Below are 22,576 nucleotides of genomic sequence, written 5' to 3'. Positions count from 1 at the left end.
TAGCAGGGAAAAGAGGTTAATAAATCTTGCAAAGTTGTGAAGGAATATACTTACGCTAACGGGTGCTTTACTTCAATAAGGCTATAATAGGACCATATAGGTCCTTTTTGTTAAGATAGAGAAAATAAATCTTATGATTATGCTGATACTTTAAAAATAGACTGATTACCCAGCCCCTTTTAAATAGCAGGGCTTTTTCTTTTTCCTCATTATTATTTATGTTTAATGTTTATACTTCTGTATTTATCCAAAGGTCGAAAAAAATGTCACTTGCACTATAAAAGCCTGAGTTACCATCGGAAGTTAATCAGAGCTTAATGAATTTGCGAAGATGCTCTAAGGTATGATGGATGAAGAGGAAGGGAGAGGAGAGTCGTAATAACTTCTTGAATCAGGAAAAGGGAGAAAATAAGACTCTTCTCCCTGATTTATTTAATATACGTATGACGCTGTCCTTTTTATTGGGCATCTTTTTTAATTTATTTCAGTTTCAAGTAAGAAAATCCTTTTTGTGTATTAACAAATCTGACGAATTGCCTCTTAAGTATCTCAATAAGCTCCTCTTCACCTTCGCCTACAAATTCATGTGTAAATTTAACTACTTTTTTATTTGCCATTTGATGTCCTCCGAAAATACTCCTGATTATTTGAAGTAGTATTGTATAAGCTATCTCAACTTTAGCTTCCGCTGCAACGCGACGCTCCTTGCTAAAGTTTATGCTGAACAAATACCAAATATGCCTGTACCATTAATTTTCCGCTTAATAACTGTTTGAATTGTTTTGCTTCAGGTTATCTGATGAAAGACGATAGTTCAACTCATACCACATCAGTTAATCTACACCTCTAAATTGGAGGTCCAACGGCAAGCGTAATTCTACATAGTTGATTAGGTAGCTTACTTTCATTTAATAACAAACAAAAAATCCCCTCCAGATCAAGGAGAGGAATTATAGGCAGACTTTGCCTTTGTAACTATGAATTAATCAATAAAAATAAATCGATAAAGTAGATGAATTTATTTTACTTAGGATTTTCCAAAATTGTTGTTTCCAAAGCCTTTGTAATCTGAACCAAAACTTGAATCGCCAAAGCCCTTGTTTGTGAATCAAAATCGCCGAAGCCTTTGTCCGCTGAACCAAAACTTGAATTCCCAAAGCCTTTGTCCGCTGAACCAAAACTTGAATTCCCAAAGCCTTTGTCTGCTGAACCAAAACTTGAATTCCCAAAGCCTTTGTCTGCTGATTCAAAACTTGAATTCCCAAAGCCTTTGTCTGCTGATTCAAAACTTGAATTCCCAAAGGAAGGAGGAACACTAGAACCTCCGAAGGAAGAATTTCCAAAATTAGGATAAATATCATAATCCTCAAAATAAACTTCATTCCTTAATTTTCTAACAATTAGATACTTTTTGACATCCTCGTATTGAAGTAATTTTTTATATGATTTTTGATCGAGTTCCTTATAAAATAACCTTAAAGCAGCTCTTAATAAATTTACTTCTTTTACGGGATGCCCGTGTTCAAAGTTACAGAGTTTACTTTCAGATATTTGTAGGATACCGCTAACTTTTCTTCTTGGAAGCCCGTTTGCAAGTCTAACCTTTTTGTATATTTCCCCTGCTTTAATCCAATCTTCTTGATTAGCGTGAATAAATTCTTCCTTTGTTAACATTTTGTCGTTCATATTCATATCAGCCTCGTCTCTTTATTTGTTATTTTTAGAATAATCTATCGAGAAAAGAACTTCTATCGATTCTTTCGGTATTAGTAAGCGTTGATTTAGATGTTTTTGAGGTAGGTAGCCCCTAGGCCCTTGTGACATTCATCTGGCAAAGGCATATCCGAGTTAATAATAATTGTACTTTATTGCATCGAGTACAAGGCCTCTAAATGCCCTTTAACATAAACCGGTATAATTTGTAGCTGAATACTTTAAAGACATTCCAAGGCAATTGTGCAAGACATCTTGATGTATTTTAGCCTATGCCAGATAGAAACAGGAAAAGAGGCTAATTGATTAACTACTTTATAACTACTTAGCAGCTGCTTTTAAATTTTCATAGAAATGGTAATGGACTTCATGATGAATTCACAATATTGTCAAAAGGCGAAAGTCAATCTTTGTCGAACTTTCTAATACGGAGGTGTTTTGATGAAGTATTTTGTTTTATATGTAACATTTAATGATGATTCAACAGATGAATTTTATTTAAAAGGAAAATCAATGAAGCACATGGAGGAGAGAATACAGCGATATTCTAATGGTGCACTTTCAACGAGCAAGTGGACTATTATGACTTCTAATGCTAAATCCAGTTTCCTTCGAGAAGTTGATCCATCAGAATATCCGCATTTGACTAAACATGATTTTGTACAAATAAATGAAAACAGCAGTTATGATGTTTCTGATTTAGCATGAGTTAAATTATTTGTATATAAAAGAAGGAAAATATATCCTTTTGTCGAAATATAGTAAGAGATAAAGGGGAAAAGACAATGACAGTTACAGTAAGAAACGAAAAAGTTTTAACATGCCATCATTGTGGTTACAAAACAGTAATGAAAGATGTGGCTGCATATACACATGAAGAAAATGAGGATATTTGGGACTATTCTTATAACCCATTTAAACCAGTACATGGTATTAGATTTATAAAAGAATGGCATCTATTCTTATGCCCAGTATGTATCAATGTTACTTTGGAATATGTTAATTATAATAGCGAAGAAACTGAAATAGGTGGGAAACCAATAATTAATGAAGAGCTTTTATACCCATTTAAGACAATTGAGGAAAATTATATTCCAATGAGCGTAGCAGGAGCATTCGAAGCTGCATTAAAAGTTAGACAGATTGATGGTGCGATATGTGCTATAGCAATACGTAGAACACTTGAAATGATGTGTAAAGATAAAGGTGAAGAAGGCAAGAACCTTTATTCAATGTTGAAAGCATTATCTGATAAAGGTGTTTTGCCACCAATTCTAAATGATATGGCGAGTGTTCTAAGGGAAATAGGAAATGCAGCTGCACATGCAGATGAGGAAAAGTATAGCAACGACCTTGTACCTTCAATGGTTGAGTTCACGAAAATAATTTTAGATTATGTGTACAATCTTCCCAAACAAATTGAACATATTCAGGATAGGATTGGTAAAAAGTCTAGTGAAAATATCAATAAAGGAAAGGCAATAGTTTTAGTAGACTCCGATCCACAAAAAGATTAATACTTTTACCTTTGCACCCTTCGGGTGCTTTTTAATGTGGTATCTTCTAACAATCGAAATATGGAGTGGAAATTATGCATCCTGATATAGATGAACTAATTGAAATGTGTAGCAGTGAAAAAATTAGGGAGTTTCGTAAACATACAAAACCTGTATATAAATATATGCTTTGTGGCATTTTTAAAGAAATAATTGTTAAAGGTGATTATCTATCTAGCTGGACATATGGCCAAGCAAAATTCATGTCTGTCACGCCGGAATTAATTCCTAATCAAGACGGTCCGGGCTACGCGCAGATGAAACAGAGAGTAATTGGGGAACTAAGAGAAAGCCAATTTATTACTCCTGATCGTGATAGTCAAGTGGACATGATTATTAAGTTTTTCCGTGACTATCTTAATTCATATAAAGAAAACGAAAAAACGCTTTACCTGATCTCTGAAGTAAAAAATATTATTGATGTTAAGGCGCTAATAAAAGAATTAAAAGGGAATGTATTAAAGGACCATCACTGGGTTGATATTAATTTTAAACAACAACCAATTGTACCAACATTTCCAGAGTTCTTTAATTACTTAGATTTAATTAACCTTTGGAATGATTTTATATTAAAGTATGAAAAAGCGAAACAATTAGCTGAAAAAGAAGAAAATACTAGCCAAAATCCTGAGTGGAGAGAATTGGATTATTCTTATTCAGCAAGTCTTAGAACATTAGTTATCCTATCTGTTAACTTTGTGGAAGCATATCTGTATTATTACTTTTACAATATGAAACAAGAGAAAAAATATAATAAACAAAGTAAAGTGTTTAATTTGAAAGGGTACATTCAGGACACCCAAATAGTAGAAGATCTCATTTTTCAAGTTCATACCAATATTCGGGATGATGCAGGCATACAACAATTATTTGAGAATTATGAAGAAATATTGAAAATAAGGAATCGACTTGTTCATACTTCCGCCTTCGTGGATAACTCAAATAAAATAGCTGAATTGCAACCACTTATTAACATTAAACTAGATGATGTTACTTCTTATTTGCAGACGTGTGTGGATTTTGTTATTAATATTGATACCATGCTGCCTAGTGATGAGAAGATCTTGTTATGGTGGGAGTATTTTGAGACACCTATTTTTGCAAATAAAGAAAAAATATCTGTATTAAACATAAAAGCAGCTAAGGAAAAAATCGGAAAATTAAAGTAAGAACAAAGAACCACCAGTCTAGGATTGGTGGTTTTATAATTTGTTAAAGTCCCTTATTCTTATTAAACAATCTTCGTACGGGCGAGAATTTATTATGTTGTTGTCGAAGGTGTTCTTTGTCCATCTGTATATATTTTCTGGTGGTTTGAATATCCGCATGGTCAAGGATTTTTTGTAAAGTAAAAATGTCTCCACCATTTAGAATGTAGTTCCTAGCGAATGTATGCCTAAACATATGAGGATGGAGCTTAGGAATATCGAGCCTCTTTTTTAGTCGATTTAATCTTCTCCTGAAAGCATCAGCAGTAAAATCTTCTCCATAAGCGTTCATAAACAACTGGCAATCGTCTCCGAAGTACTGTTGAGTCTCATCTAGGAGTTGCCTTAATCGTTTAGCAACCTCGCGACTTATTGGAACCTCTCGATGCTTCCTGTTCTTTGCAATTTGAGAGGGAACGAGTATAGCCAGTTCTTTGAAGTCAATCTGATCTGCAGCGAGCGAAAGAGCTTCATTAATTCGAAGGCCAGTATCCATTAATAGAAGGACCAAAGTTTTGTCTCTCCATTGTGCAAAGAGCTTGTCCTCGTATGAAGCCAAAATAGCATCAACTTCCAAGTCGGTAAGCCCTTGAACCTCTTCGTGAGCATCGTCCTTTACAAGTGGGATATTGCTTGTCGGATTGGCCCTAATGATTCCTTCCGTGGATAAGAATCGAAATATAGTGCGCAAGTTCCTTAATCGAATATTGATTGTATAAACGGATAAACCTTTCGTTGTTCCTTCACGTTGAGTATCGCCTTGATAGGGCAGCCTTTCAGTTCGTAGGTAGTTAATGTATTCCCTTATATTTGTAGCGCTTATATCGTCGATAAAGTGTACTTTCGCGCTTAACCAATCTTTAAAGTACCTAACAGTATCATTATAACCCTTGATTGTGCTGGATCGAATACCTTCCGCTTCCTTTGCGCGAATGAAAATCTCGACCGCTTCATCAAGTGTATACCGGACATCACGAGTCTTTCGGTCATTGTTAGGCTGTCGGTCCTTAGAGACTTTAGGACCTCTTTCTGCAATAAATTTACGTCCCATTCCTTGAAAATCCTCCTTTTGAGAGGCCTGAAGTGTCCTATATACACATTTATACAAGTCCTACAGTGCATAAAAAAACACTGATATTATGTACCTCTTACCGGAAAGTTAAATCCGACAGAAATGCGATAATATCAGTGTTTATAAGGGTTAATGTCCCAGAGAGGATTCGAACCTCCGACCTACAGTTTAGGAAACTGTTGCTTTTTGCTATTTATGTATATTCCTTGATTTAAAAGGGTTTGTATGACTGAAAGTGTGAATATAGTTCCTACAGCCTAGTATGTAGTAAGTCCTACATACACTATTATTGATAACAAAGTAGTAGATGTCAATAGTCTCAATGTAAATAGTTATCGTACTATCACACAACTAGAACATATGTTTTGGTATAATCTATTTGAGGTGATGTCATGTCTTATCATATTATGCTGACAAGAAAAGTTACTGATATAAAAGGTCAATCACAAATTCAAGTCCAAGTAATGGATACAACAGCCCCACAAATTATTTATTTCACACTAGACGAGCATGAAAAGGACGACCTGCCGGAAGCACTAAAAGAATACATATGGGGCATTTTGCCGGATATTGAGAACGGCAGATGGCGTTATACCGGGAACTATCATAAATAAAAAGGGATTCAGATGCTTTACTGAATCCCCTTTATTTTTACCTATTGCCTTTTAATGCTGAAACTACTGTTACATTTGTAACTGGGTTATCCGACACGATAAAATTCTTTTGGTAGTTAAGATATTTGTTGACTATTTCTTCATAAGTCCCTGTATCCTTAATGAACTCCGGGTTGTATATAAAACATTTTACATGCTGTATTTGTGTAAACATGGTATCAGTGTGAACCATATCATTTCTTTTGAAAGGTTTTTTACAAACCATACAATGAGGTTGCACTTTTTCCCTCCCCATAAAACACCCCCTTTCTTTTTTAAACATACACATAGGAAGGTAAGAATACTTAAAAAATTAAAAATATACATTAATCGTTCACATGTCATTAAAGCTTCTACTACGAACGTAATTAAAAGTAATAAGGGAAAATACAAAGCTGTCGTCAACATAGATGCATGAGGATTATCTTACGATTTATTGTTTGCCTCTTCTTTTTCTTTCTTAATCTACAGCAGATTAAACAAATTCCAGGCATTCTTAAATAAAAGGTATGGATTTACCGTATCATTCGTTTTTTATTTTGATAAATATTGGTGGAAATTTTTGTTTAACCTTTATACAATCTAAAGGGAATGAATTTGTTTAAGACAATAAACCTTAAATTAATTATTAAAAAGGAGTAATTAAATTGCCAATTTTAGATTTTAAAGAAATTCCAAGAGCGAATGTTACTAACGGAGAACAAGATACATTCGAACTTTTTGCAAGAGATTTCTTAGAAATGCTTGGGTTTGAAGTAGAAACTGGACCTGATCGTGGACAAGATGGTGGAAGAGATCTAATTGTTATAGAAAAACGGACAGGGATTTTAGCAACTACTCAAGTGAGGTGGCTTGTAAGTTGTAAACATAAGGCTCACTCGGGACAGTCTGTAAACGATGCCGATGAGGCAGATATTAGTGATCGTGTAAGAGCACATAACGCGAACGGATTCTTGGGATTTTACTCTACTATAATTAGCTCCCCATTGGGAAGGAAAATTAGTGCTCTTAAATCAAATTTTGAAATTATGATTTTTGACCAAGAAAGAATAGAAGCACAGTTACTTGTAAATAATGAGGCTGCTGATAGTATTGCTCGAAGATATTTCCCTTTATCATATAACAGTTGGAAATTGGAGCAAAATGAACCTTCTAATTTATTTGATCAATATGAGCCTCTCCGATGCGAAAGATGTGGAAAAGACCTTCTTACAAAAGAGGCAATGCAATTATCTCTTATTTGTTTTGTGGAAGATGTTGATTTTGCAGAAAAACATGATTATGAAATATGTAAATATGAAAATATCTATTTTGCGTGTAAGGGAAGCTGTGATGAAATCTTAGAAACATATTATATACAGAAAGGATTTATCACTAAATGGGAGGACATATCAGATATTATGATTCCTAATCATTATCTATATTGGATTATGGCAGTTATGAACCGGATAAGGGATGGCGAGGATATATATTCGGATATACCATATGAAAAATTAAAGCAATTTATTTTGCTGGTCTCACAATTTGTTGTAAAAAACAGGACGAGTGAACAAACTGAGAGATTAAGACAACTAGCTGAAATACCTGAATATTTATAATATATTAATTTGTAAAAAATAGAAATATGGAGGAACTGCAATGCATGACACTATAACTAGTTATACTTCTCCCGGAATCTCGATTAAACCTATTTCTAAAAACTTATTTAAGTCCTGTTTTATTTGGCAGTTCGAAGATATACCAAAAGAAACATCAGGGTTTTATATCATTTACTCACGAATAGATATACCCCTTTATGTTGGGGAGTCACATGACTTACAGAATCGAATAAAACAACATAATGATGGTAGAACAAAAGGTGAGTATAGGAGAATTAAAAAAGAAATAGCTTTACATTTAAAGGGAGGATCCACAAAAAATACAGATTATGCAGAGTTAAAGAAATATTTTTATCGTGTTGAATATTATGAATGTAATTCTCTCGATAGACGTATTTATGAATTATTTTATATGTTAAAGTTTGAGACACCTTTTAATAAGAAACCTAACATTTATTGTGAATTTAATGGTCACAACTCGTTTAAATATGCAAAACAATATCTGGAAGAACACCTTGAGGAATTAGTTTGCTCAGTGGATGGGGACGAGGTAGATCTGCTCTTCTTTATCGAAGAAGAAGCTGAGTTTTATAAAACAGATCCGGTTGAAATAATGATATGGAAGATTCATAACGCAAAATTTGGTAATGAAAGTGATTTTAGGACTTTTTCAAGGGACATATCTTTAAAGACCAAAGACCTTGGAGTTGAATCGATTGATGGTTTGCCTTTAGAAACTTTTTTGCGTAAATTCATTATGGACCCTGCTAATCCGAAGTTACGTGAGACACTTTTTATTCATGGTTTAGATGAATTTTTAAATACATAGATAAATTTCTATAGATATAATTCAAGAAGAATGACCATCATTCCGATGTTCATTTTTTATTTTTCTAGAACTGTGTCTTAGGGATAATTTCCACAAATAACAATTAATTACCAATGAATGGTGCATAGTTCTGTCGTACAATTATCATGAGGTGGTTTATGTGTTTGTTTCACCGATGTTATTACAAAAGGTTGACAAGCCATTTGATGATGAATCATATATTACGGAACTTAAGCTGGATGGTATTCGGCTCATACTGTCAAAGATTGATAGCAAGGTTCGACTATACACCCGGCATAACAATGATGTAACTGCTAAGTTTCCAGAACTATTGACGATAGATATTCCAGACAGTACTGTATTAGATGGTGAGATTCTTGTTACAGACCAAACAGGAAAGCCAGACTTTGAAGCTATGATGAGCCGGTTCATGTCTAAACGAAACGTGATAGAAAATGGAACGTTAAGTTATGTTGTATTCGACGTTATTCAATATAAAGGGAAGTCCGTCACACGGCTCCCGTTAATAGATAGGAAGCAGCTGCTAGAAGAAATTATCTCCCAGGATACTAGTCTAATCGCAAAGGTTAAATATATTGAAGGTCATGGTTCTGCCTACTTTGATTTGGTACAGAAGCAAGGGCTGGAGGGAATAGTCCTAAAGCGTAAGGATTCTCGATACGAGGTCGGTAAACGCAGCCAGGCATGGCTCAAGGTGATTAATTACCAGTATGAGGACGTTTGTATCACTGGGCTTAGAAAGGGCGAATTTGGGCTTCTACTAAGCTTTCTGGATGGTAAACCAGCTGGACTAATGGAGTTCATGCCACCAGCTGAACGGAAGAGCCTTTACCAGCAGCAACGAATTGTTTCAGAGGATGAAAAATTTAATTTTATCGAGCCATTCAAATGCCGGGTGAAGTACCGGAACTTAACTAAAACTGGGTTGCTCCGGATACCATCATTTGTGGAGTGGTAATAAAAAAATAATGAATCTAGAAGGATGAAATCGTAAAGATTTCATCCTTCTTTATGATAGATTATATATATTGGTAAAAAAGTTTTTTGAAAGTGTTGGAGGACTAAAAATGGGTGCAATTATATTTACGTTTATTATTCTTTTATGTATAGCAGTCGTAATCATGTACTTGTTAGTAACTTTGATAAAATGGCGTTCAAATCTTGCAAGAAAGATTGAAATAATTGGCTATACAATACTTATAGCCTCTATTTTATGGACTGCTGTTGCGAATATGACGAATGATATGTCGACTGGAAGTGATTATCTTATTTTAGATGAGAAATTGAATGCTTTGTGGTTTCTGGAAGATAAAAAGATAGCTTATATAAAAGATGGTGACATTGGTTCTCTGCAGGAACAACATGACAGGTGGTATAATGATTTGGTCGATTTAGAAGTTTCATCAGAATATGTTAAAAAACAAGAAGAAATTGCCAAAATAATTAGTTATGGACTATTTGTTTTATCGACATTGTTTATCTCTGCTGGGAGAATTGGTGAACTATTCGTTACAAATTCAAATGAAGAGGAAGTTAATAAGCGAAAATCAAGATATAGATCGAGGTTTAAAGGGCGTAGGAGACTTAAATAGGTGTTGGAGCGTTACGGGCTTGGAGTTTATTCCGAGCCCTTCTTTTTTTACATACAATTGATACAAAATACATTATTTTGACCTCTTCTCAACTTAAACCTTTCTCTTTAGTTTTTGCGTAGATTGTAGACCGTGGGACACCTGTCATTTTAACAATATCGTTGACGCTCAGACCATTAGATTCTCTTTCCATATATAGCTTTAAGCCTTCTTAATGTCTTTCTCAGCCTTCCCTATACGTCCCATGTGTTTGCCCGGGGCTTAAGAGGAAACTAAACTAAGGCAAGAAATTGAAGAACTTATGGATGATGTGTAGGAAGATTAAATGGTGAAGCCCTCTCACTAATTGAAGGGCTTTTATACAGTGTCCAATGGAATCTTTGACACCGGCAGACTGAAGAGCCAATACAGGTAGCAGCAAATCATATCAGAGAATGATAATTTTATTTTTATCGAGCCGATCTTGTGTCGTGTAAAGTATCGGAACCTCACTAAAGTGGGTTGCTTCGACTGCCTTCCTTTGTGGAATGGATTTTAAAGTGAAAGAAATTTATGGATGGAATCGTAATGGTTCCATCCTTTTACTATGATACATATATGAAATTGTGAAGGAGTGTAAACTAATTACTCAAGCCGGTTTGAAAGTGGGATTAGATTAAATAGGGCAGAGTTAAATGTTAATCTAAAAATATATAAAAACGGAAAAATAGGAAAATGTTAGCAGGAAACCGGCTTAATATGGCGAATTATTTAATGGCATTAAAAAAAATAAATTATTATTGGAAACTAAAAAAGGAGTAGTTTATGTTAAGGAAAAAAATTGAAGAAGTAGTTGCACCAAATAATCAAAATAAACTATATGGAATTTTATTATTCACAGAAAAAGATCCTACTTTAATTAATATGTTAAAAAATGAAACCTATTATGAGGCTATTAATTTGAGGTCTGGAGAAGAGTTAGATATTTTTGCGACAATGTTATTTAAAGGAACTGAAAGATACCCAAAACCACGCCCTGGTGAAATGTCTTTTATGTTGCCTATATGGGTGGAACCGAGACAAAACGAAGAATTATTCTCACTATTTGATATTAAAGATAGTAGAGAACTTCCCCGTTTTGTGCTTTTTGGGGTAAATAGTACTGAAGAGGGAGTAGAGTACTCTTATTATCATAAAGCAAAAATAAATACAGAAAGTATTGAAACTGCATATAAATCAATTGAAGAAATTATAACAATTGCAACAGATGCTGTAAAAACTCTAGAGGAAAAAGGGAGCTATAATCGTGATCAGCTAGAAAAGCTATTGTCAAAAAAATTAACCATTTCAAAAGTATGGACAGGATTAAAAGAAATCATTAAACGGCTTCCTTTTGGAGCTTTACTAGGTAAAATATTCTAAAATTCACCATTATAGGCAACGAGCAGTAATATTGCAGAGCTTGGAATTACTCCAAGCTCAGTTTACGTGATTCTTCAATTACAAAGGTAATCCATCATAATCCTTGCTCCTTAGCCTTAGCGTAAATTGTAGACCGGGGAACGCTCGTCATTTTTACAATGTCATTGATGCTCAATCTGTTTGATTCTCTTTCGGAATAGAGCTTTAACGCCTTCTTAACGTCCTTCTCAGCCTTCCCAACACGCCCCATGTGTTTCCCTTGTGCTTTCGCTCTCTCACGACCTTCTGCCGTTCTATCGGCTATTAGGTCACGTTCAAACTCAGCAATAGCTCCTAACATGGTAAACATAAGTTTCCCAGCTGGGGTTGAAAAATCAATTTGTTCTTTAATGAACACCAGGGAGATTCCTCTACTTTGCAGATCCTTTGTGATTTTATGTAAATCGAAGGTGCTCCTGGCTAGCCGGTCCAATTTGTAAACAACTAGCTTGTCGCCTTCCCTTAAATAATCCATAGCCTTCGCAAGTTCCTCACGTTCACTTTTTGCTCCACTTTGTTTTTCCATAAAAATTCTCTCGCAACCGTATTCAGTTAATTTGTCAATTTGCAGCTCTAAGTCCTGGTCTTTGGTTGATACCCGTGCATAACCAATGATTGCCATAGTTGTTCTTCCTCTCTTGTTGTCTAAAAGTCTTATATCTTTTGTACTTTTTATTCTAGACTAACTTCTAGACAATAGCAACAGCAAAAACAGCAACATTTTTGTATGTTTTTGTGGCTGTACAAAACTTATACCTTTAAGAATTTTAGATTGATGATTTTTTCGTTCTTTATATGGAAAGTTAAATAAAGAGGCATAGTGTACAAGGAGTGGATCATTTTGAAAAATAAATTTCCTCTTGAACCAAATACCAAGATAAAAGGTACAGAGCTGACAATCTTAGATTTTTGGAAGTGGGGATATTCGGATATACTTACTAACTCGTTGAGGGGAGTATTTGCAGAATTTCTGGTAGGCGCAGCAATTGGAGCATTAAATCAATCAAGAATTGAATGGGACGCCTTTGACTTGCAATATAAAGATAAAAAAGTGGAAGTAAAATCAGCAGCTTACATTCAAGCTTGGTACAACGGAACACCTTCGAAGATTAGTTTCAGTATCGGGCATAAAAAGAAGTATGACTATGAAACAAATACATATAGCCCAGACGCAGCCAGGAACGCAGATATATATGTCTTTTGTCTTTTAAAAGAAGAGAATCCAGAAATGGTTGATCCATTGGACACTAGCCAATGGGAATTTTATATTGTTTTAACAAATACGCTGAACAGTCAATTTTCCAGCCAAAAGACAATTGCTCTATCTTCACTAAAAAAAGTTTCAGCGCCTATTTTATATGGTGACTTGAGGTCTGTATTTGATAGTTTGGATTAAGAAGCTTCTACTAACAAAGGATTGAAATAATAGTACTAACAACAGTTTTTTTGGTATAGTAAAGATGGACTAGTTTACAAAATTCGGAAAGAGAAAAGTAGTAACAAAAATTGGTGGAGGTTCTATACATATGGCATTAAATGCAGACATAAATTTTACATCAGACTTATTCGACGCAGCTAATAAACTCCGTGGCAGTGTTGCACCGTCGGAATATAAAAACTTTGTATTACCTTTAATCTTCCTTCGTTATCTTTCTTTACGGTATGAGAAACGCCGTGAGGAGCTTCTTGCGCTGGTTAGCGATCCTAACAGTGATTGGTATATGGAAGACCCGGAAATGAGGGAAGAGATTCTTTCTGACGAGGATCAGTACAGGTCAGAACGTGTATATATCCTCCCAACTAAAGCGCATTGGTCACATATTGTTTCAAATGCCAAACAGCCCACAATTAAGAAGATTTTGGACGACGCAATGAAGCAAATTGAAGAGGCTAATACGGAACTTGAAGGGGTTCTACCTCGGAATATCTATCAAGCAAGTAACATTCCAGCAGAAGGTATCTCCGGGTTAATAGAAGTATTTTCAAGGGATGTATTCGGAACAACAAGCAGTGAAGCAGTTGATGTTCTTGGCGCAACATATATTTATTTCATTTCAGAATTTGCTTCAAGTGAAGGACAAAGAGGTGGGGAGTTTTTTACACCAGCTTCCATTGTAAAGCTACTCGTTGCAATGTTAGAGCCAATCTCTGGTACATTGTTTGACCCGGCGTGTGGAAGTGGTGGTATGTTTGTTCAATCAGAGGACTACACTCCGAATAAACATTCATTGTCTTTTCATGGGCAGGAGAATGTGGATATGACTCTTCGATTAGGAAAGATGAATGTTCTAATGCACGGAATTAATGCTGATATTCGCTTAGGGAACTCGCTACTTGATGACCAATTTATTATCAAAAATGAGGATGGCTCCTTCCAACCTATGCAGTTCGATTATGTTATTGCAAATCCCCCTTTTAATATGAAGGATTGGGGAGCTGGTAGAATATCCAAACAGGACCCTCGTTTAATTGTTGAGTACGATAAAGCTGTAAATAACAGTAACGCCAATTATATGTGGACACAGCACTTCCTATGGCATTTAGCTGAAGGTGGAACAGCAGGTTATGTTATGGCTAATGGTGCAATGACTACTAATACTTCTGGAGAAAAAGAAGTCCGGCAAAAGCTAATAGACGATAATTTTATAGATTGTATCGTACAGCTTCCGGAAAAGCTCTTTTATGGGACAGGGATTCCTTGCTGCTTGTTCTTTTTAAGTAAGAACCGTAAAGGAGAAAAAGGCTTTAGGGAAAGGCAAAATGAAATTCTGTTTATTGACGCACGTAAGAAGGGAACGCTGGTAAGCCGAAGACAGAAGGCTTTGACAATAGAGGAAATCAATGAGATATCATCTATGTATCATGCATATAAAACCGGCGAAGGTAAATATGAAGATATTCAAGGGTTTTGTAGAGTATCTTCAATTGAAGAGGTTAGAGAAAATGACTATAAACTTACTTCTGGAATTTATGTTGGAGCCGAAGAGGTTGAAACAGATAATGTCCCATTTGAAGAAAGGATGGGAGCATTGATAACAACACTGCAAGAACAATTTGATGAATCGAATCGTTTGCAGGAAAGGATTATGCATAACTTGGAGGGGCTCCTATGAGTATACAGTGGCAAGAGTATACATTGGATCAGGTATGTAGTATCACTGATTGCCAACATAAAACAGCTCCGACCGTGAACTATGTTACCCCATATAAAATGCTTAGGACTTCTAACATAAGGAACGGAGAAATAGATAATAAAAATGTTAGGTTCGTTACAGAGGAGATTTATGAGGAATGGTCAGTCAGAGGAAAACTGGAAAAAGATGATGTAATTTTAACTAGAGAAGCGCCGATGGGGGAAGTTGGAATTATTAAGTCTAATGAAAAATTTTTCTTAGGTCAAAGAATGCTTCAACTAAAAGCAAATAAATCAATAATACTTCCAGATTTTTTGTATTATTCTCTTTTAGCGCCGTATCTTCAAAACCAAATAAGAATGCATGAAGGAACAGGGTCTGTTGTTAGTAATATTAGGATTCCAGATTTAAAAAAATTTAAAATAAAAGTACCAACAATTAAAATTCAAGAGAGAATAACCAATATTTTAAGTGATTTGGATAAGAAGATTTTTATTAATGATTCAATGAATCAAACTCTAGAAGACATGTCAATGACCTTATATAGGCATTGGTTTAATGAGTTAGTTGAAACCGACCAAACTAAGAAGCTTAAAGACTATATCGTTTTAAATCCAAGTATAACAGTAAAAAAAGGAACAGTTTTTAAATTTGTAGATATGAAGGCACTACCTACAAATCAAATGAGTGTTTCTGATGAAGATATTATTAGGAAGGAGTATAAGTCAGGAACAAAATTCATAAATGAGGATGTCTTATTAGCGAGAATAACTCCGTGCCTTGAAAACGGGAAATCAGCATACGTAGATTTTTTAAATGAAGGTGAAGTCGCATTTGGGTCCACTGAATTTCTCGTTTTTAGATCAAATGAACACAGCTGTCCACAGTTTTTGTACTGCTTAGTTAAAGACCCTAAATTCCATGAATTTGCAAAACAAAGTATGGTTGGAACTTCTGGACGACAAAGAATACAAAACAGCGTACTGCTAGAGTATGAAATGCCAGACTTAGACCTAGATAAAATGAGAAGGTTTCAAGAGATAACTAATAATTGGTTTTATCAAGTAAGAATAAATACTATTGAAAATCAAACTTTAAGACGAACCCGTGATTACTTACTTCCACGCCTAATCTCGGGTGAAATTGAATTTAAAGAAGCAGAAAAACAAGTCGAGGAGGTGCTTTAATTGGCAAGTAGTTTATATGAATCTGATTTTGAAGAAACGACCATAGAGCGACTAAGGCGCATTGGTTACAACTACCTCCATGCAACAGAGTTGTTTAGTGGGCGAGAAAGTGTACGTGATGTAGTATTGCGTGACCGTTTAGAGGGGTTTTTGCGAAGGAAGTATCCTTCGCTCCCAGTTGAACAGGTTCCAATCTTAACGTCTTTGTTTATGAATCCGGACGGCGTAACAAATCAGCAGCGAAATGAACGGTTCCATGAAATGCTGACTAAAGGTTTCACTTTTTCCTGGGAAGAGGGAATAGAGCGCAAGTTTGAACATGTTTTTCCGATTAATTGGGACAACTATCAAGCGAACGACTTCTTAGTGGTAAATCAGCTGGCAATAGAGGGACGCTTTTCTAGACGCCCGGACGTTATTATTTACATAAATGGGTTACCGTTAATAGTCTTTGAATTGAAAAGCCCTTATAACGACCAGGCGAACGTGGATGACGCTTACACTCAAATTACAAACTACACCAATGATATTCCTCAACTATTCACTTACAATGCCTTTTCTGTTATTTCCGACAACTTAGAGACACTACACGGCGTTCCCGGTGCGCCGATTGAATATTTTGCAGCATGGAAGTCAATTGACGGGAGAACAGTCGACAACAATGTTGCTAATACTATGAAAACCCTTATTGAGGGTATGTTCCAGAAAGAACGACTTCTTGAGTACATTCGCTACTTCTTGGTTTACATGAAAGATGGAGAAAAAAGATATAAAATCGGCGCAAAGTATCATCAATTTTTCGGTGTAAGATTTGCCGTACATGAAACAATTCGAGCAACAAGCCCAGAAGGAAACCGGAAAATCGGCGTCATCTGGCATACACAAGGTTCCGGAAAGAGTATCTCAATGATGTTCTTTGCTGGAATGTTAATTAATAATCCGGAAATGTTGAATCCAAGCGTGGTAATACAAGTAGATAGAGCTGATTTAGACCAACAGTTGCACGATACATTTGAAATGGGCGTAAATCTAGTTGGAAACATTCATCATGCAGAAAGCGCTGACCAGCTACGTGAGTTATTGAAAAATGAATCGGGGCAGATTGTTTTTTCTACAATTGAGAAGTTCCGGTTAAAGACGGAAGAAACAAATGATAAAGAATCTAAGAAAGAAATAAAGCACCCGGTTCTTTCGGAACGCAGAAACATTGTTGTCATATCTGATGAGGCTCATAGAACCCAATATAACGAAGGAGGTTTTGCAGGGCATTTACGAACTGCGCTACCGAATGCGTCACATATTGCTTTTACAGGTACGCCTATTGATTTTGTCGATCGAAATACAGTTGAGTTATTTGGCAATTACATTCACGTTTACGATATGCTACAAGCCGTGCTGGACAAGGCGACAGTCCAGATTTTTTACGAACCTCGTTTAATCCCACTGGATAACACAAATGCGCAACTAGACGAGGATTTTGAGAAACTGATTTCTCAGTCAGATTCCAATGATGGGCGTACTAAAGCTCAGATAAAATGGGCTGCACTAGAACGTGTAGTAGGAACTCAGCCTAGATTAGAAAGACTAGCGAATGATATTTTAAATCATTTTAAACAGGCAGCTAGTCCTCAAGATAAAGCCATGATAGTCTGTATGAGCCGAGAAATTTGTGTAACTTTATATGACCAAATGAGAAAATTGCCGAATTGTCCAAGGGTTGAAATAATTATGACTGGTGATGTGAAAAAGGACCCGGAGGAGTGGAGGAAGGTTATTCAGCCTGGAAGTGAATACCCTCATATCAAAACAAAAGAAGAACAAGATACCATTAAAGAGAATTTAAAGAACCCAAATCACCCTCTTAAAATGGTGATTGTACGTGATATGTGGCTAACCGGCACGGACATTCCAACTATGAAATTCTTATATGTGGATAAACCAATGAAAGGGCATACCCTCATGCAAGCCATTGCAAGGGTGAACCGTGTATTTCCAGGAAAAGAGGGTGGTGTGGTAGTTGATTTTATTGGAATTGCTCAGAATTTAAAGGAAGCAACAAACAAATATACCAGTGGAGGAGGAAAAGGAAATCCAACACTAAACATAGAAGAAGCTCTCAGTATATTTTATGAACATCTCAGTACTGTTCGTGAATTTATTCCAAACGGTACGGACGTGATTAGCTGGAAAGCGTTCGATAAGATTGAAAGAGAGGATTTTATCGCTGAACTTGTTAACGGGCTATTAGGAGAGCGTCAAGAAGCTTTTTTAACGGCGCAGTTGAAACTTAAAAAAGCTCACCAATTAGTTAGACATTTGGATAAGGTGCGTCAGTTCTCAAATGAAATTACGCTTTATCAACTTTTAGCAACCCAAGTCCGTAAAATTCTTGAAGGTCCTGTTAGAACACGAAAAAAAGAAAAAGACCTAGAAAACCAGGTAACTAGTCTGGTAAACGAAAGTATTGAAGCCAAAGAAGCAATTGACCTGTTTGCTGTCGCAGGAATCGAAAGACCCGATATTTCAATCTTAGATGAAGCATTTATGGCTGATTTGGTCGAGAAAAAGCACGTAGACCTTCGATTGAAGTTACTAAAACAATTACTCAATGACGAACTTAAGTTAAAGCTTAAAAAATCTAACCCAAAACAGAAGTCCTTAAAAGAGGCGCTGGAAAAGGCGATCAGCGAATATCATGACCGAGTTATTTCTGCTGCTGACTTAATCAGAATGATGATGGAAGTTCGAAAAGGAATGGAAAATGAGTTGCGCTTCCAGGACGAGCTTGGTCTTTCAGATGAGGAGATAGCTTTTTATCATATTATCGAGAACCTTGGTAACAAGGCATTTACAAACGACTTTATAGCGAACTTGGTTCATAAGGTGCTTGCAGCTATGAAAAAAGAGTTTAAAGTAGATTGGACTAATCCACACCGTTCGGATGTTCTCTCAAAGGTAAATCTAGCCGTTAAGATGGTCTTAATAAAAGAAAAAATTAGTGGGGAACAGTTGAAGTTTTTGACAAATGCGCTGGTGGAACAAGCCAAAGAACAATACAAGGATTGGCCCAGGAATTTCGCGTAGTTCTTTCATTAATTACGGGAAATACAAAATATGAACAATACGAGCGCCGATATATTATCGTCGCTTTTATTATGTAACTCTCAGAATGGGGATGATTTTTTGGAATTTGAAAGGATACCAAAAGTCTTAAAGAGATACGACTTCGGTTCAAAAATGGCGATATGCCAAAGAAATTCGATGGAAATTATGTCTACAAACGGATTAATAGAGGTTGATAAACTCAGAAAAAAGGCACTACCTTGGGAGCTGGAAACCTTTGCTTTATTTTCAGCTACTACATTAAATGAGTATTCAAATTTTAAGTTTGCAGATAAAAAGGACATCAGGCGTTTCTATGAAATCATTTCTGCTATTAGGGAATATGTACATCCACGTTTAAAGTTTGCGAAAGAAAACAATCAATTTGCCGATTATTTTATGATTGTAACAGGATTGAATCAATTTCAAATACAAGAGGATATATATTATAAAATTTACAGATACAAGTATTTGTTTAATTTTAAAAACGCTAATGTTGATATGAAGAAACAGTTCTTAAAGAAATTTGGCTCTGAATACGAGGAGTTTATTAAATTGGGATTTACTATTAATTTCCTCTTTGCAAATGAATTTGTAGACCCCAATATCTACTTATACTTATTAAAAAAATATAACCATGTTGTTACCAGGTTGCTCATTGAAAGGGAAGCTTATGTTTCCCTTCAAGAGAACATAACAAGAGATATAACACAGTATCTTTATGGTTTTAAATATTTTTATCAATTCCCGTTCATTTCTTATCAACAAACAATTTATCTGCCATTGCCACACCTAATTATGCATTCTGTTACATCATCCCTTTTATTTCGATTAACTGAAGGAAACGGGAGTTTACGTCAATTGTTCGGAAAAGAAGTTTTGGAAAACTATCTTTTCCATATTTGCAATTTATCCCAGGATTTTGATGAGGTTGCTTCAGATCGACCATATAACTACAAAGGGGGAGAAAGACGTACATTAGATATAATGATTAGAAAAGGGGAACAATGCTTCATGCTGGACAGTAAAAGTATGGTTCCCAGCGCTTCTTTACGTGATTTGACAGAGAAGGATTTGGAAGGCACCCTTGACAGGTTGGTTAAATCAGTAGTCCAGGTTTATCGCCATTTGGTTGAAAGATTCCAAACTGAATACTTCCCGTTTGAGGAAAACATTAAATTTAAAAAAGAAAATGTTTTTGGTGCAGTTATTTTGCTTGAAGATAGCTTTTTTAGAAGAGAGAAAATAATGAAAAAGGCAGCAGAAGTATTAAAAATCAATATTGAGAGCGATGAATATAAGTATCTTTGTTCAAATGTTAAGGTATTGGGACTGTACGAAATAGAAAAGATGATATTTCAAGAGGAAGAAATATTTCAATTGCTAAAGGAAAACCAAAACAATAAACAAAAATGGTTTGATTATACTCTGTTATATGGCTGGGACAATAAGGAAAAAAGATTAATCAAAGATATTAATCAAGTAGTCGAAAATATTAAGGATGTTTTAAACGAATTTATAGACGAACTAGGCGAGGAAGGTCTCATCGCAAAAAGTATTTAATAAGTGCCAAATAGGATAGCTTCTACATTTTCACCAAGACCTAACAGGTTGTTTAATGAGGAGCAAAAATGAAAGACCACAAAAATGTGGTCTTTTTCATGTTATACGCTAATGGGTAAGCCCTAACTGTTCTTGCTCCTTTGGTGTCTCATCTGAAGTTTTTTTTTGTTAAAAACAATTTAAAGGCATGATCGTGTAATATGCTGCCAAACTTTTATACCAAAGTTATAAGCAATCGGTATCATGGTTTGGTTCCACTTTATGTCAAAATCGGTACCAGCAACATCTCTTATAATTCCAGTGACACTTGCTGCACTTAATGGTCGATTTAGTAATTCAAATCTATCTAGATACATGTACCTTTCTTCGTCTGGTTGTCCTTCATAATCACGGACTTCAACAATACCAGTTGCAATTCCCCTTGCAACAATCCCTACACCACTTGAGTATAAAAAAACAATATCATTTGCTTCAATGGTATCTATGTAATATTTCCATGGTGTATAATATGCTGCACATTTAGCTTCTTGTAACATTGTTTGTTCAGCATTAATATTGTTATTTTTATTCGTATTAATGATATAAACCTTTGCCATTTTTTCTCCTCCAATAAAATTAATGAACTTGTCTAATCACATTTCAATTTAAACAATTCTATAAAACATTTATTTTCTCCTTCATTCATATATTTTTTAACCTTTGAGCATTTGGTAGAACAATTTAATTGTAAAACCATGCTATGTCCTTTTTTTATTCTTCTTTTTCATAAGCTCGTCGCATTCTGTAAAGAGCCATCTCTTTTGCAGCTTCCGGAGTGCTACCATAACAATTCCATACTGCTGTCCTTCCATCTGTAGCCATGACCCTGTATTCGTCCCCATGAACAAACACTTGGTATTTTATCTTTCCACAACGAAAATACCAAAACCAATCCCAGGACCTTCTAAGCCATTCGGGTAGTACTATATACACCGTAAGCACCTCGCCTTCTCATTAATAATTCGGTATTGAGCAGCTGGTCCCTATTGGTAGATGTGTCAGCTTCGTTAAAATTTATTTATTTTTCACCCAGCAGTGGAAACAAGAAGGATACCCTAATTAGAGTGGTTATATCAAACTAAGGAATGGACCACAGACTTGTTAATGATGATTAGGAAAGAGGGATATTTTTGAACGGATTATTAGAAGCGAAGCCTACCATTGCTCGTATTAAAACGCAGCTTCTTGATCTTGCTGGGGAGCTCATTTCTGATGATTTAACAGATAAGTCGTATGCAATAAAAAGGATATTGAGGGTCGTGGAGCATATTGAAGAACATGATGTTGAGGTCAAGGAGATTATTGATACTATAGCTATAAAATCAAAATTGATATAAAAACAAACTCATCCCAAGGATAACTGTTAATCCATAAAGCGAAGCTGCCATATTGGTAGCTTCTTTTATATTTGATAAACCAGCTGGACGGTCGAATTTCCTATTATTTTATAGAATCTAGTTCAATAGATTCAATTTAACGCACTGCATGTATCATTATGCGATTAAGTAAATAAAGTATAAAAGTCTAACCTAGATGTTTATGTATAAAGATTCGAAAAAGAACCAAGGTGGTGATTTTTTATGAGCAAAAAAGCTGAGGATTTTCCGGTGGTACTTAACGCAAAAAATATCTCCGAAATAATGAAGGTTTCACTTAGAACTGCATATGAAATTATGGATTACCCGGACTTTCCCCTCATTAAAATTGGAAGGTGCAAAAGGGTGGAGAATGAATCATTTTTGGCATGGATAGAACAGCAAACCTTGAAAAAAGTAAACTAAGAGATTTATAGCATTGATTAAGCAAAATTCGCTCCTTGAAAACTTAATAAACATAGAAAAAGCAACAACCACCAGGTTATATCAACTG

23 protein-coding genes and 1 pseudogene are annotated in these 22,576 nt (G+C 35.3%); 16 read left to right on the top strand and 8 right to left on the bottom strand.

The genetic code is table 11. The annotated features are described in order from the left end of the window. Window positions 1-479: 479 nt before the first annotated feature. Together AB7942_RS23935 and AB7942_RS23930 are read right to left on the bottom strand one after the other, a co-directional pair. Window positions 480-617 carry a hypothetical protein gene (locus tag AB7942_RS23935; RefSeq protein WP_369448829.1) on the bottom strand — a complete coding sequence of 46 codons (138 nt, stop codon included), beginning with the start codon at window positions 615-617 and terminating at the stop codon, window positions 480-482. Between the two features lie 406 nt (window positions 618-1,023). After that, a complete protein-coding gene (locus AB7942_RS23930; RefSeq protein ID WP_369448828.1) occupies window positions 1,024-1,686 on the bottom strand; it encodes a hypothetical protein in 663 nt (220 codons plus the stop codon). 468 nt (window positions 1,687-2,154) lie between these two features. Here AB7942_RS23930 and AB7942_RS23925 point away from each other — a divergent pair, with 468 nt between their 5' ends. The 3 genes from AB7942_RS23925 to AB7942_RS23915 all read left to right on the top strand — a co-directional run bounded on the left by AB7942_RS23925 (window position 2,155) and on the right by AB7942_RS23915 (window position 4,438). Then, entirely contained in the window at window positions 2,155-2,421 is a 267-nt protein-coding gene (locus tag AB7942_RS23925) for a hypothetical protein (protein ID WP_369448827.1), read from the top strand. 77 nt (window positions 2,422-2,498) lie between these two features. After that, window positions 2,499-3,230, top strand: coding sequence for a DUF4145 domain-containing protein (locus tag AB7942_RS23920; protein WP_369448826.1), 732 nt, complete (start codon window positions 2,499-2,501; stop codon window positions 3,228-3,230). A gap of 74 nt (window positions 3,231-3,304) precedes the next feature. Then, window positions 3,305-4,438: a hypothetical protein gene (locus AB7942_RS23915; RefSeq protein WP_369448825.1), complete on the top strand. Its 1,134-nt coding sequence runs from the start codon at window positions 3,305-3,307 to the stop codon at window positions 4,436-4,438. Between the two features lie 43 nt (window positions 4,439-4,481). On the opposite strand, the gene AB7942_RS23910 is transcribed toward AB7942_RS23915, so the two are convergent. Beyond that, window positions 4,482-5,528 carry a tyrosine-type recombinase/integrase gene (locus AB7942_RS23910; protein ID WP_369448824.1) on the bottom strand — a complete coding sequence of 349 codons (1,047 nt, stop codon included), beginning with the start codon at window positions 5,526-5,528 and terminating at the stop codon, window positions 4,482-4,484. A gap of 413 nt (window positions 5,529-5,941) precedes the next feature. On the opposite strand from AB7942_RS23910, the gene AB7942_RS23905 reads away from it, so the two are divergent. Then, entirely contained in the window at window positions 5,942-6,163 is a 222-nt protein-coding gene (locus AB7942_RS23905) for a hypothetical protein (RefSeq protein WP_369448823.1), read from the top strand. A 37-nt stretch (window positions 6,164-6,200) separates the two neighbouring features. Here AB7942_RS23905 and AB7942_RS23900 read toward each other — a convergent pair whose 3' ends face one another. Then, complete coding sequence (locus AB7942_RS23900) at window positions 6,201-6,458, bottom strand: hypothetical protein (RefSeq protein ID WP_369448822.1); 258 nt, start codon at window positions 6,456-6,458, stop codon at window positions 6,201-6,203. A 391-nt stretch (window positions 6,459-6,849) separates the two neighbouring features. Here AB7942_RS23900 and AB7942_RS23895 point away from each other — a divergent pair, with 391 nt between their 5' ends. The 4 genes from AB7942_RS23895 to AB7942_RS23880 all read left to right on the top strand — a co-directional run bounded on the left by AB7942_RS23895 (window position 6,850) and on the right by AB7942_RS23880 (window position 10,242). Further along, complete coding sequence (locus tag AB7942_RS23895) at window positions 6,850-7,800, top strand: restriction endonuclease (protein WP_369448821.1); 951 nt, start codon at window positions 6,850-6,852, stop codon at window positions 7,798-7,800. Window positions 7,801-7,840: 40 nt separating this feature from the next. Then, complete coding sequence (locus tag AB7942_RS23890) at window positions 7,841-8,629, top strand: GIY-YIG nuclease family protein (RefSeq protein ID WP_369448820.1); 789 nt, start codon at window positions 7,841-7,843, stop codon at window positions 8,627-8,629. A gap of 160 nt (window positions 8,630-8,789) precedes the next feature. Further along, entirely contained in the window at window positions 8,790-9,608 is an 819-nt protein-coding gene (locus tag AB7942_RS23885; protein ID WP_369448819.1) for an ATP-dependent DNA ligase, read from the top strand. A 109-nt stretch (window positions 9,609-9,717) separates the two neighbouring features. After that, window positions 9,718-10,242, top strand: coding sequence for a hypothetical protein (locus AB7942_RS23880; RefSeq protein WP_369448818.1), 525 nt, complete (start codon window positions 9,718-9,720; stop codon window positions 10,240-10,242). An 88-nt stretch (window positions 10,243-10,330) separates the two neighbouring features. On the opposite strand, the pseudogene AB7942_RS23875 reads toward AB7942_RS23880, so the two are convergent. Next, window positions 10,331-10,503, bottom strand: a pseudogene (locus AB7942_RS23875) (recombinase family protein); the annotation flags it as partial. A 543-nt stretch (window positions 10,504-11,046) separates the two neighbouring features. Between AB7942_RS23875 and AB7942_RS23870 the strand changes: the two are divergent. After that, window positions 11,047-11,643 carry a hypothetical protein gene (locus AB7942_RS23870; RefSeq protein WP_369448817.1) on the top strand — a complete coding sequence of 199 codons (597 nt, stop codon included), beginning with the start codon at window positions 11,047-11,049 and terminating at the stop codon, window positions 11,641-11,643. A gap of 94 nt (window positions 11,644-11,737) precedes the next feature. Here AB7942_RS23870 and AB7942_RS23865 read toward each other — a convergent pair whose 3' ends face one another. Continuing rightward, window positions 11,738-12,304 carry a recombinase family protein gene (locus AB7942_RS23865; protein ID WP_369448816.1) on the bottom strand — a complete coding sequence of 189 codons (567 nt, stop codon included), beginning with the start codon at window positions 12,302-12,304 and terminating at the stop codon, window positions 11,738-11,740. 219 nt (window positions 12,305-12,523) lie between these two features. Between AB7942_RS23865 and AB7942_RS23860 the strand changes: the two genes are divergently transcribed. The 5 genes from AB7942_RS23860 (at window position 12,524) to AB7942_RS23840 (ending at window position 20,668) form a co-directional block, all read left to right on the top strand. Further along, window positions 12,524-13,078, top strand: coding sequence for a hypothetical protein (locus tag AB7942_RS23860; protein ID WP_369448815.1), 555 nt, complete (start codon window positions 12,524-12,526; stop codon window positions 13,076-13,078). Window positions 13,079-13,208: 130 nt separating this feature from the next. Then, on the top strand, window positions 13,209-14,795 hold the full coding sequence (locus tag AB7942_RS23855; RefSeq protein ID WP_369448814.1) for a type I restriction-modification system subunit M: 1,587 nt from the start codon (window positions 13,209-13,211) through the stop codon (window positions 14,793-14,795). Next, window positions 14,792-16,003, top strand: coding sequence for a restriction endonuclease subunit S (locus AB7942_RS23850; RefSeq protein ID WP_369448813.1), 1,212 nt, complete (start codon window positions 14,792-14,794; stop codon window positions 16,001-16,003). The genes AB7942_RS23855 and AB7942_RS23850 overlap by 4 nt, the downstream gene beginning before the upstream one ends. Beyond that, window positions 16,004-19,087 (top strand): type I restriction endonuclease subunit R, encoded by a 3,084-nt coding sequence (locus AB7942_RS23845; protein ID WP_369448812.1) that lies wholly within the window; start codon window positions 16,004-16,006, stop codon window positions 19,085-19,087. A 99-nt stretch (window positions 19,088-19,186) separates the two neighbouring features. Beyond that, on the top strand, window positions 19,187-20,668 hold the full coding sequence (locus AB7942_RS23840) for a hypothetical protein (protein WP_369448811.1): 1,482 nt from the start codon (window positions 19,187-19,189) through the stop codon (window positions 20,666-20,668). 179 nt (window positions 20,669-20,847) lie between these two features. Here the strand turns inward: AB7942_RS23840 and AB7942_RS23835 are convergent, their stop codons facing one another. Beyond that, window positions 20,848-21,264 carry a hypothetical protein gene (locus AB7942_RS23835; RefSeq protein WP_369448810.1) on the bottom strand — a complete coding sequence of 139 codons (417 nt, stop codon included), beginning with the start codon at window positions 21,262-21,264 and terminating at the stop codon, window positions 20,848-20,850. Window positions 21,265-21,418: 154 nt separating this feature from the next. Then, window positions 21,419-21,640 carry a hypothetical protein gene (locus AB7942_RS23830; RefSeq protein WP_369448809.1) on the bottom strand — a complete coding sequence of 74 codons (222 nt, stop codon included), beginning with the start codon at window positions 21,638-21,640 and terminating at the stop codon, window positions 21,419-21,421. A gap of 197 nt (window positions 21,641-21,837) precedes the next feature. On the opposite strand from AB7942_RS23830, the gene AB7942_RS23825 reads away from it, so the two are divergent. Together AB7942_RS23825 and AB7942_RS23820 are read left to right on the top strand one after the other, a co-directional pair. Then, window positions 21,838-22,044, top strand: a complete 207-nt coding sequence (locus AB7942_RS23825; RefSeq protein ID WP_369448808.1) for a hypothetical protein — start codon at window positions 21,838-21,840, stop codon at window positions 22,042-22,044. Window positions 22,045-22,287: 243 nt separating this feature from the next. Then, a complete protein-coding gene (locus AB7942_RS23820; protein WP_369448807.1) occupies window positions 22,288-22,488 on the top strand; it encodes a DNA-binding protein in 201 nt (66 codons plus the stop codon). Window positions 22,489-22,576 lie beyond the last annotated feature (88 nt).

This window comes from Neobacillus sp. BF23-41, from assembly GCF_041106275.1.
Note: the sequence above shows the minus strand (reverse complement) of the source record. Positions and strands in the feature narration are given on the sequence as shown.

Coding starts and splice junctions, on each gene's coding strand:
- AB7942_RS23920 (WP_369448826.1), top strand. CDS start 2,499: ATGACAGTTACAGTAAGAAACGAAAAAGTTTTAACATGCCATCATTGT.
- AB7942_RS23890 (WP_369448820.1), top strand. CDS start 7,841: ATGCATGACACTATAACTAGTTATACTTCTCCCGGAATCTCGATTAAA.
- AB7942_RS23935 (WP_369448829.1), bottom strand. CDS start 617: ATGGCAAATAAAAAAGTAGTTAAATTTACACATGAATTTGTAGGCGAA.
- AB7942_RS23915 (WP_369448825.1), top strand. CDS start 3,305: ATGCATCCTGATATAGATGAACTAATTGAAATGTGTAGCAGTGAAAAA.
- AB7942_RS23865 (WP_369448816.1), bottom strand. CDS start 12,304: ATGGCAATCATTGGTTATGCACGGGTATCAACCAAAGACCAGGACTTA.
- AB7942_RS23880 (WP_369448818.1), top strand. CDS start 9,718: ATGGGTGCAATTATATTTACGTTTATTATTCTTTTATGTATAGCAGTC.
- AB7942_RS23820 (WP_369448807.1), top strand. CDS start 22,288: ATGAGCAAAAAAGCTGAGGATTTTCCGGTGGTACTTAACGCAAAAAAT.
- AB7942_RS23855 (WP_369448814.1), top strand. CDS start 13,209: ATGGCATTAAATGCAGACATAAATTTTACATCAGACTTATTCGACGCA.
- AB7942_RS23850 (WP_369448813.1), top strand. CDS start 14,792: ATGAGTATACAGTGGCAAGAGTATACATTGGATCAGGTATGTAGTATC.
- AB7942_RS23900 (WP_369448822.1), bottom strand. CDS start 6,458: ATGGGGAGGGAAAAAGTGCAACCTCATTGTATGGTTTGTAAAAAACCT.
- AB7942_RS23870 (WP_369448817.1), top strand. CDS start 11,047: ATGTTAAGGAAAAAAATTGAAGAAGTAGTTGCACCAAATAATCAAAAT.
- AB7942_RS23925 (WP_369448827.1), top strand. CDS start 2,155: ATGAAGTATTTTGTTTTATATGTAACATTTAATGATGATTCAACAGAT.
- AB7942_RS23905 (WP_369448823.1), top strand. CDS start 5,942: ATGTCTTATCATATTATGCTGACAAGAAAAGTTACTGATATAAAAGGT.
- AB7942_RS23930 (WP_369448828.1), bottom strand. CDS start 1,686: ATGAACGACAAAATGTTAACAAAGGAAGAATTTATTCACGCTAATCAA.
- AB7942_RS23835 (WP_369448810.1), bottom strand. CDS start 21,264: ATGGCAAAGGTTTATATCATTAATACGAATAAAAATAACAATATTAAT.
- AB7942_RS23910 (WP_369448824.1), bottom strand. CDS start 5,528: ATGGGACGTAAATTTATTGCAGAAAGAGGTCCTAAAGTCTCTAAGGAC.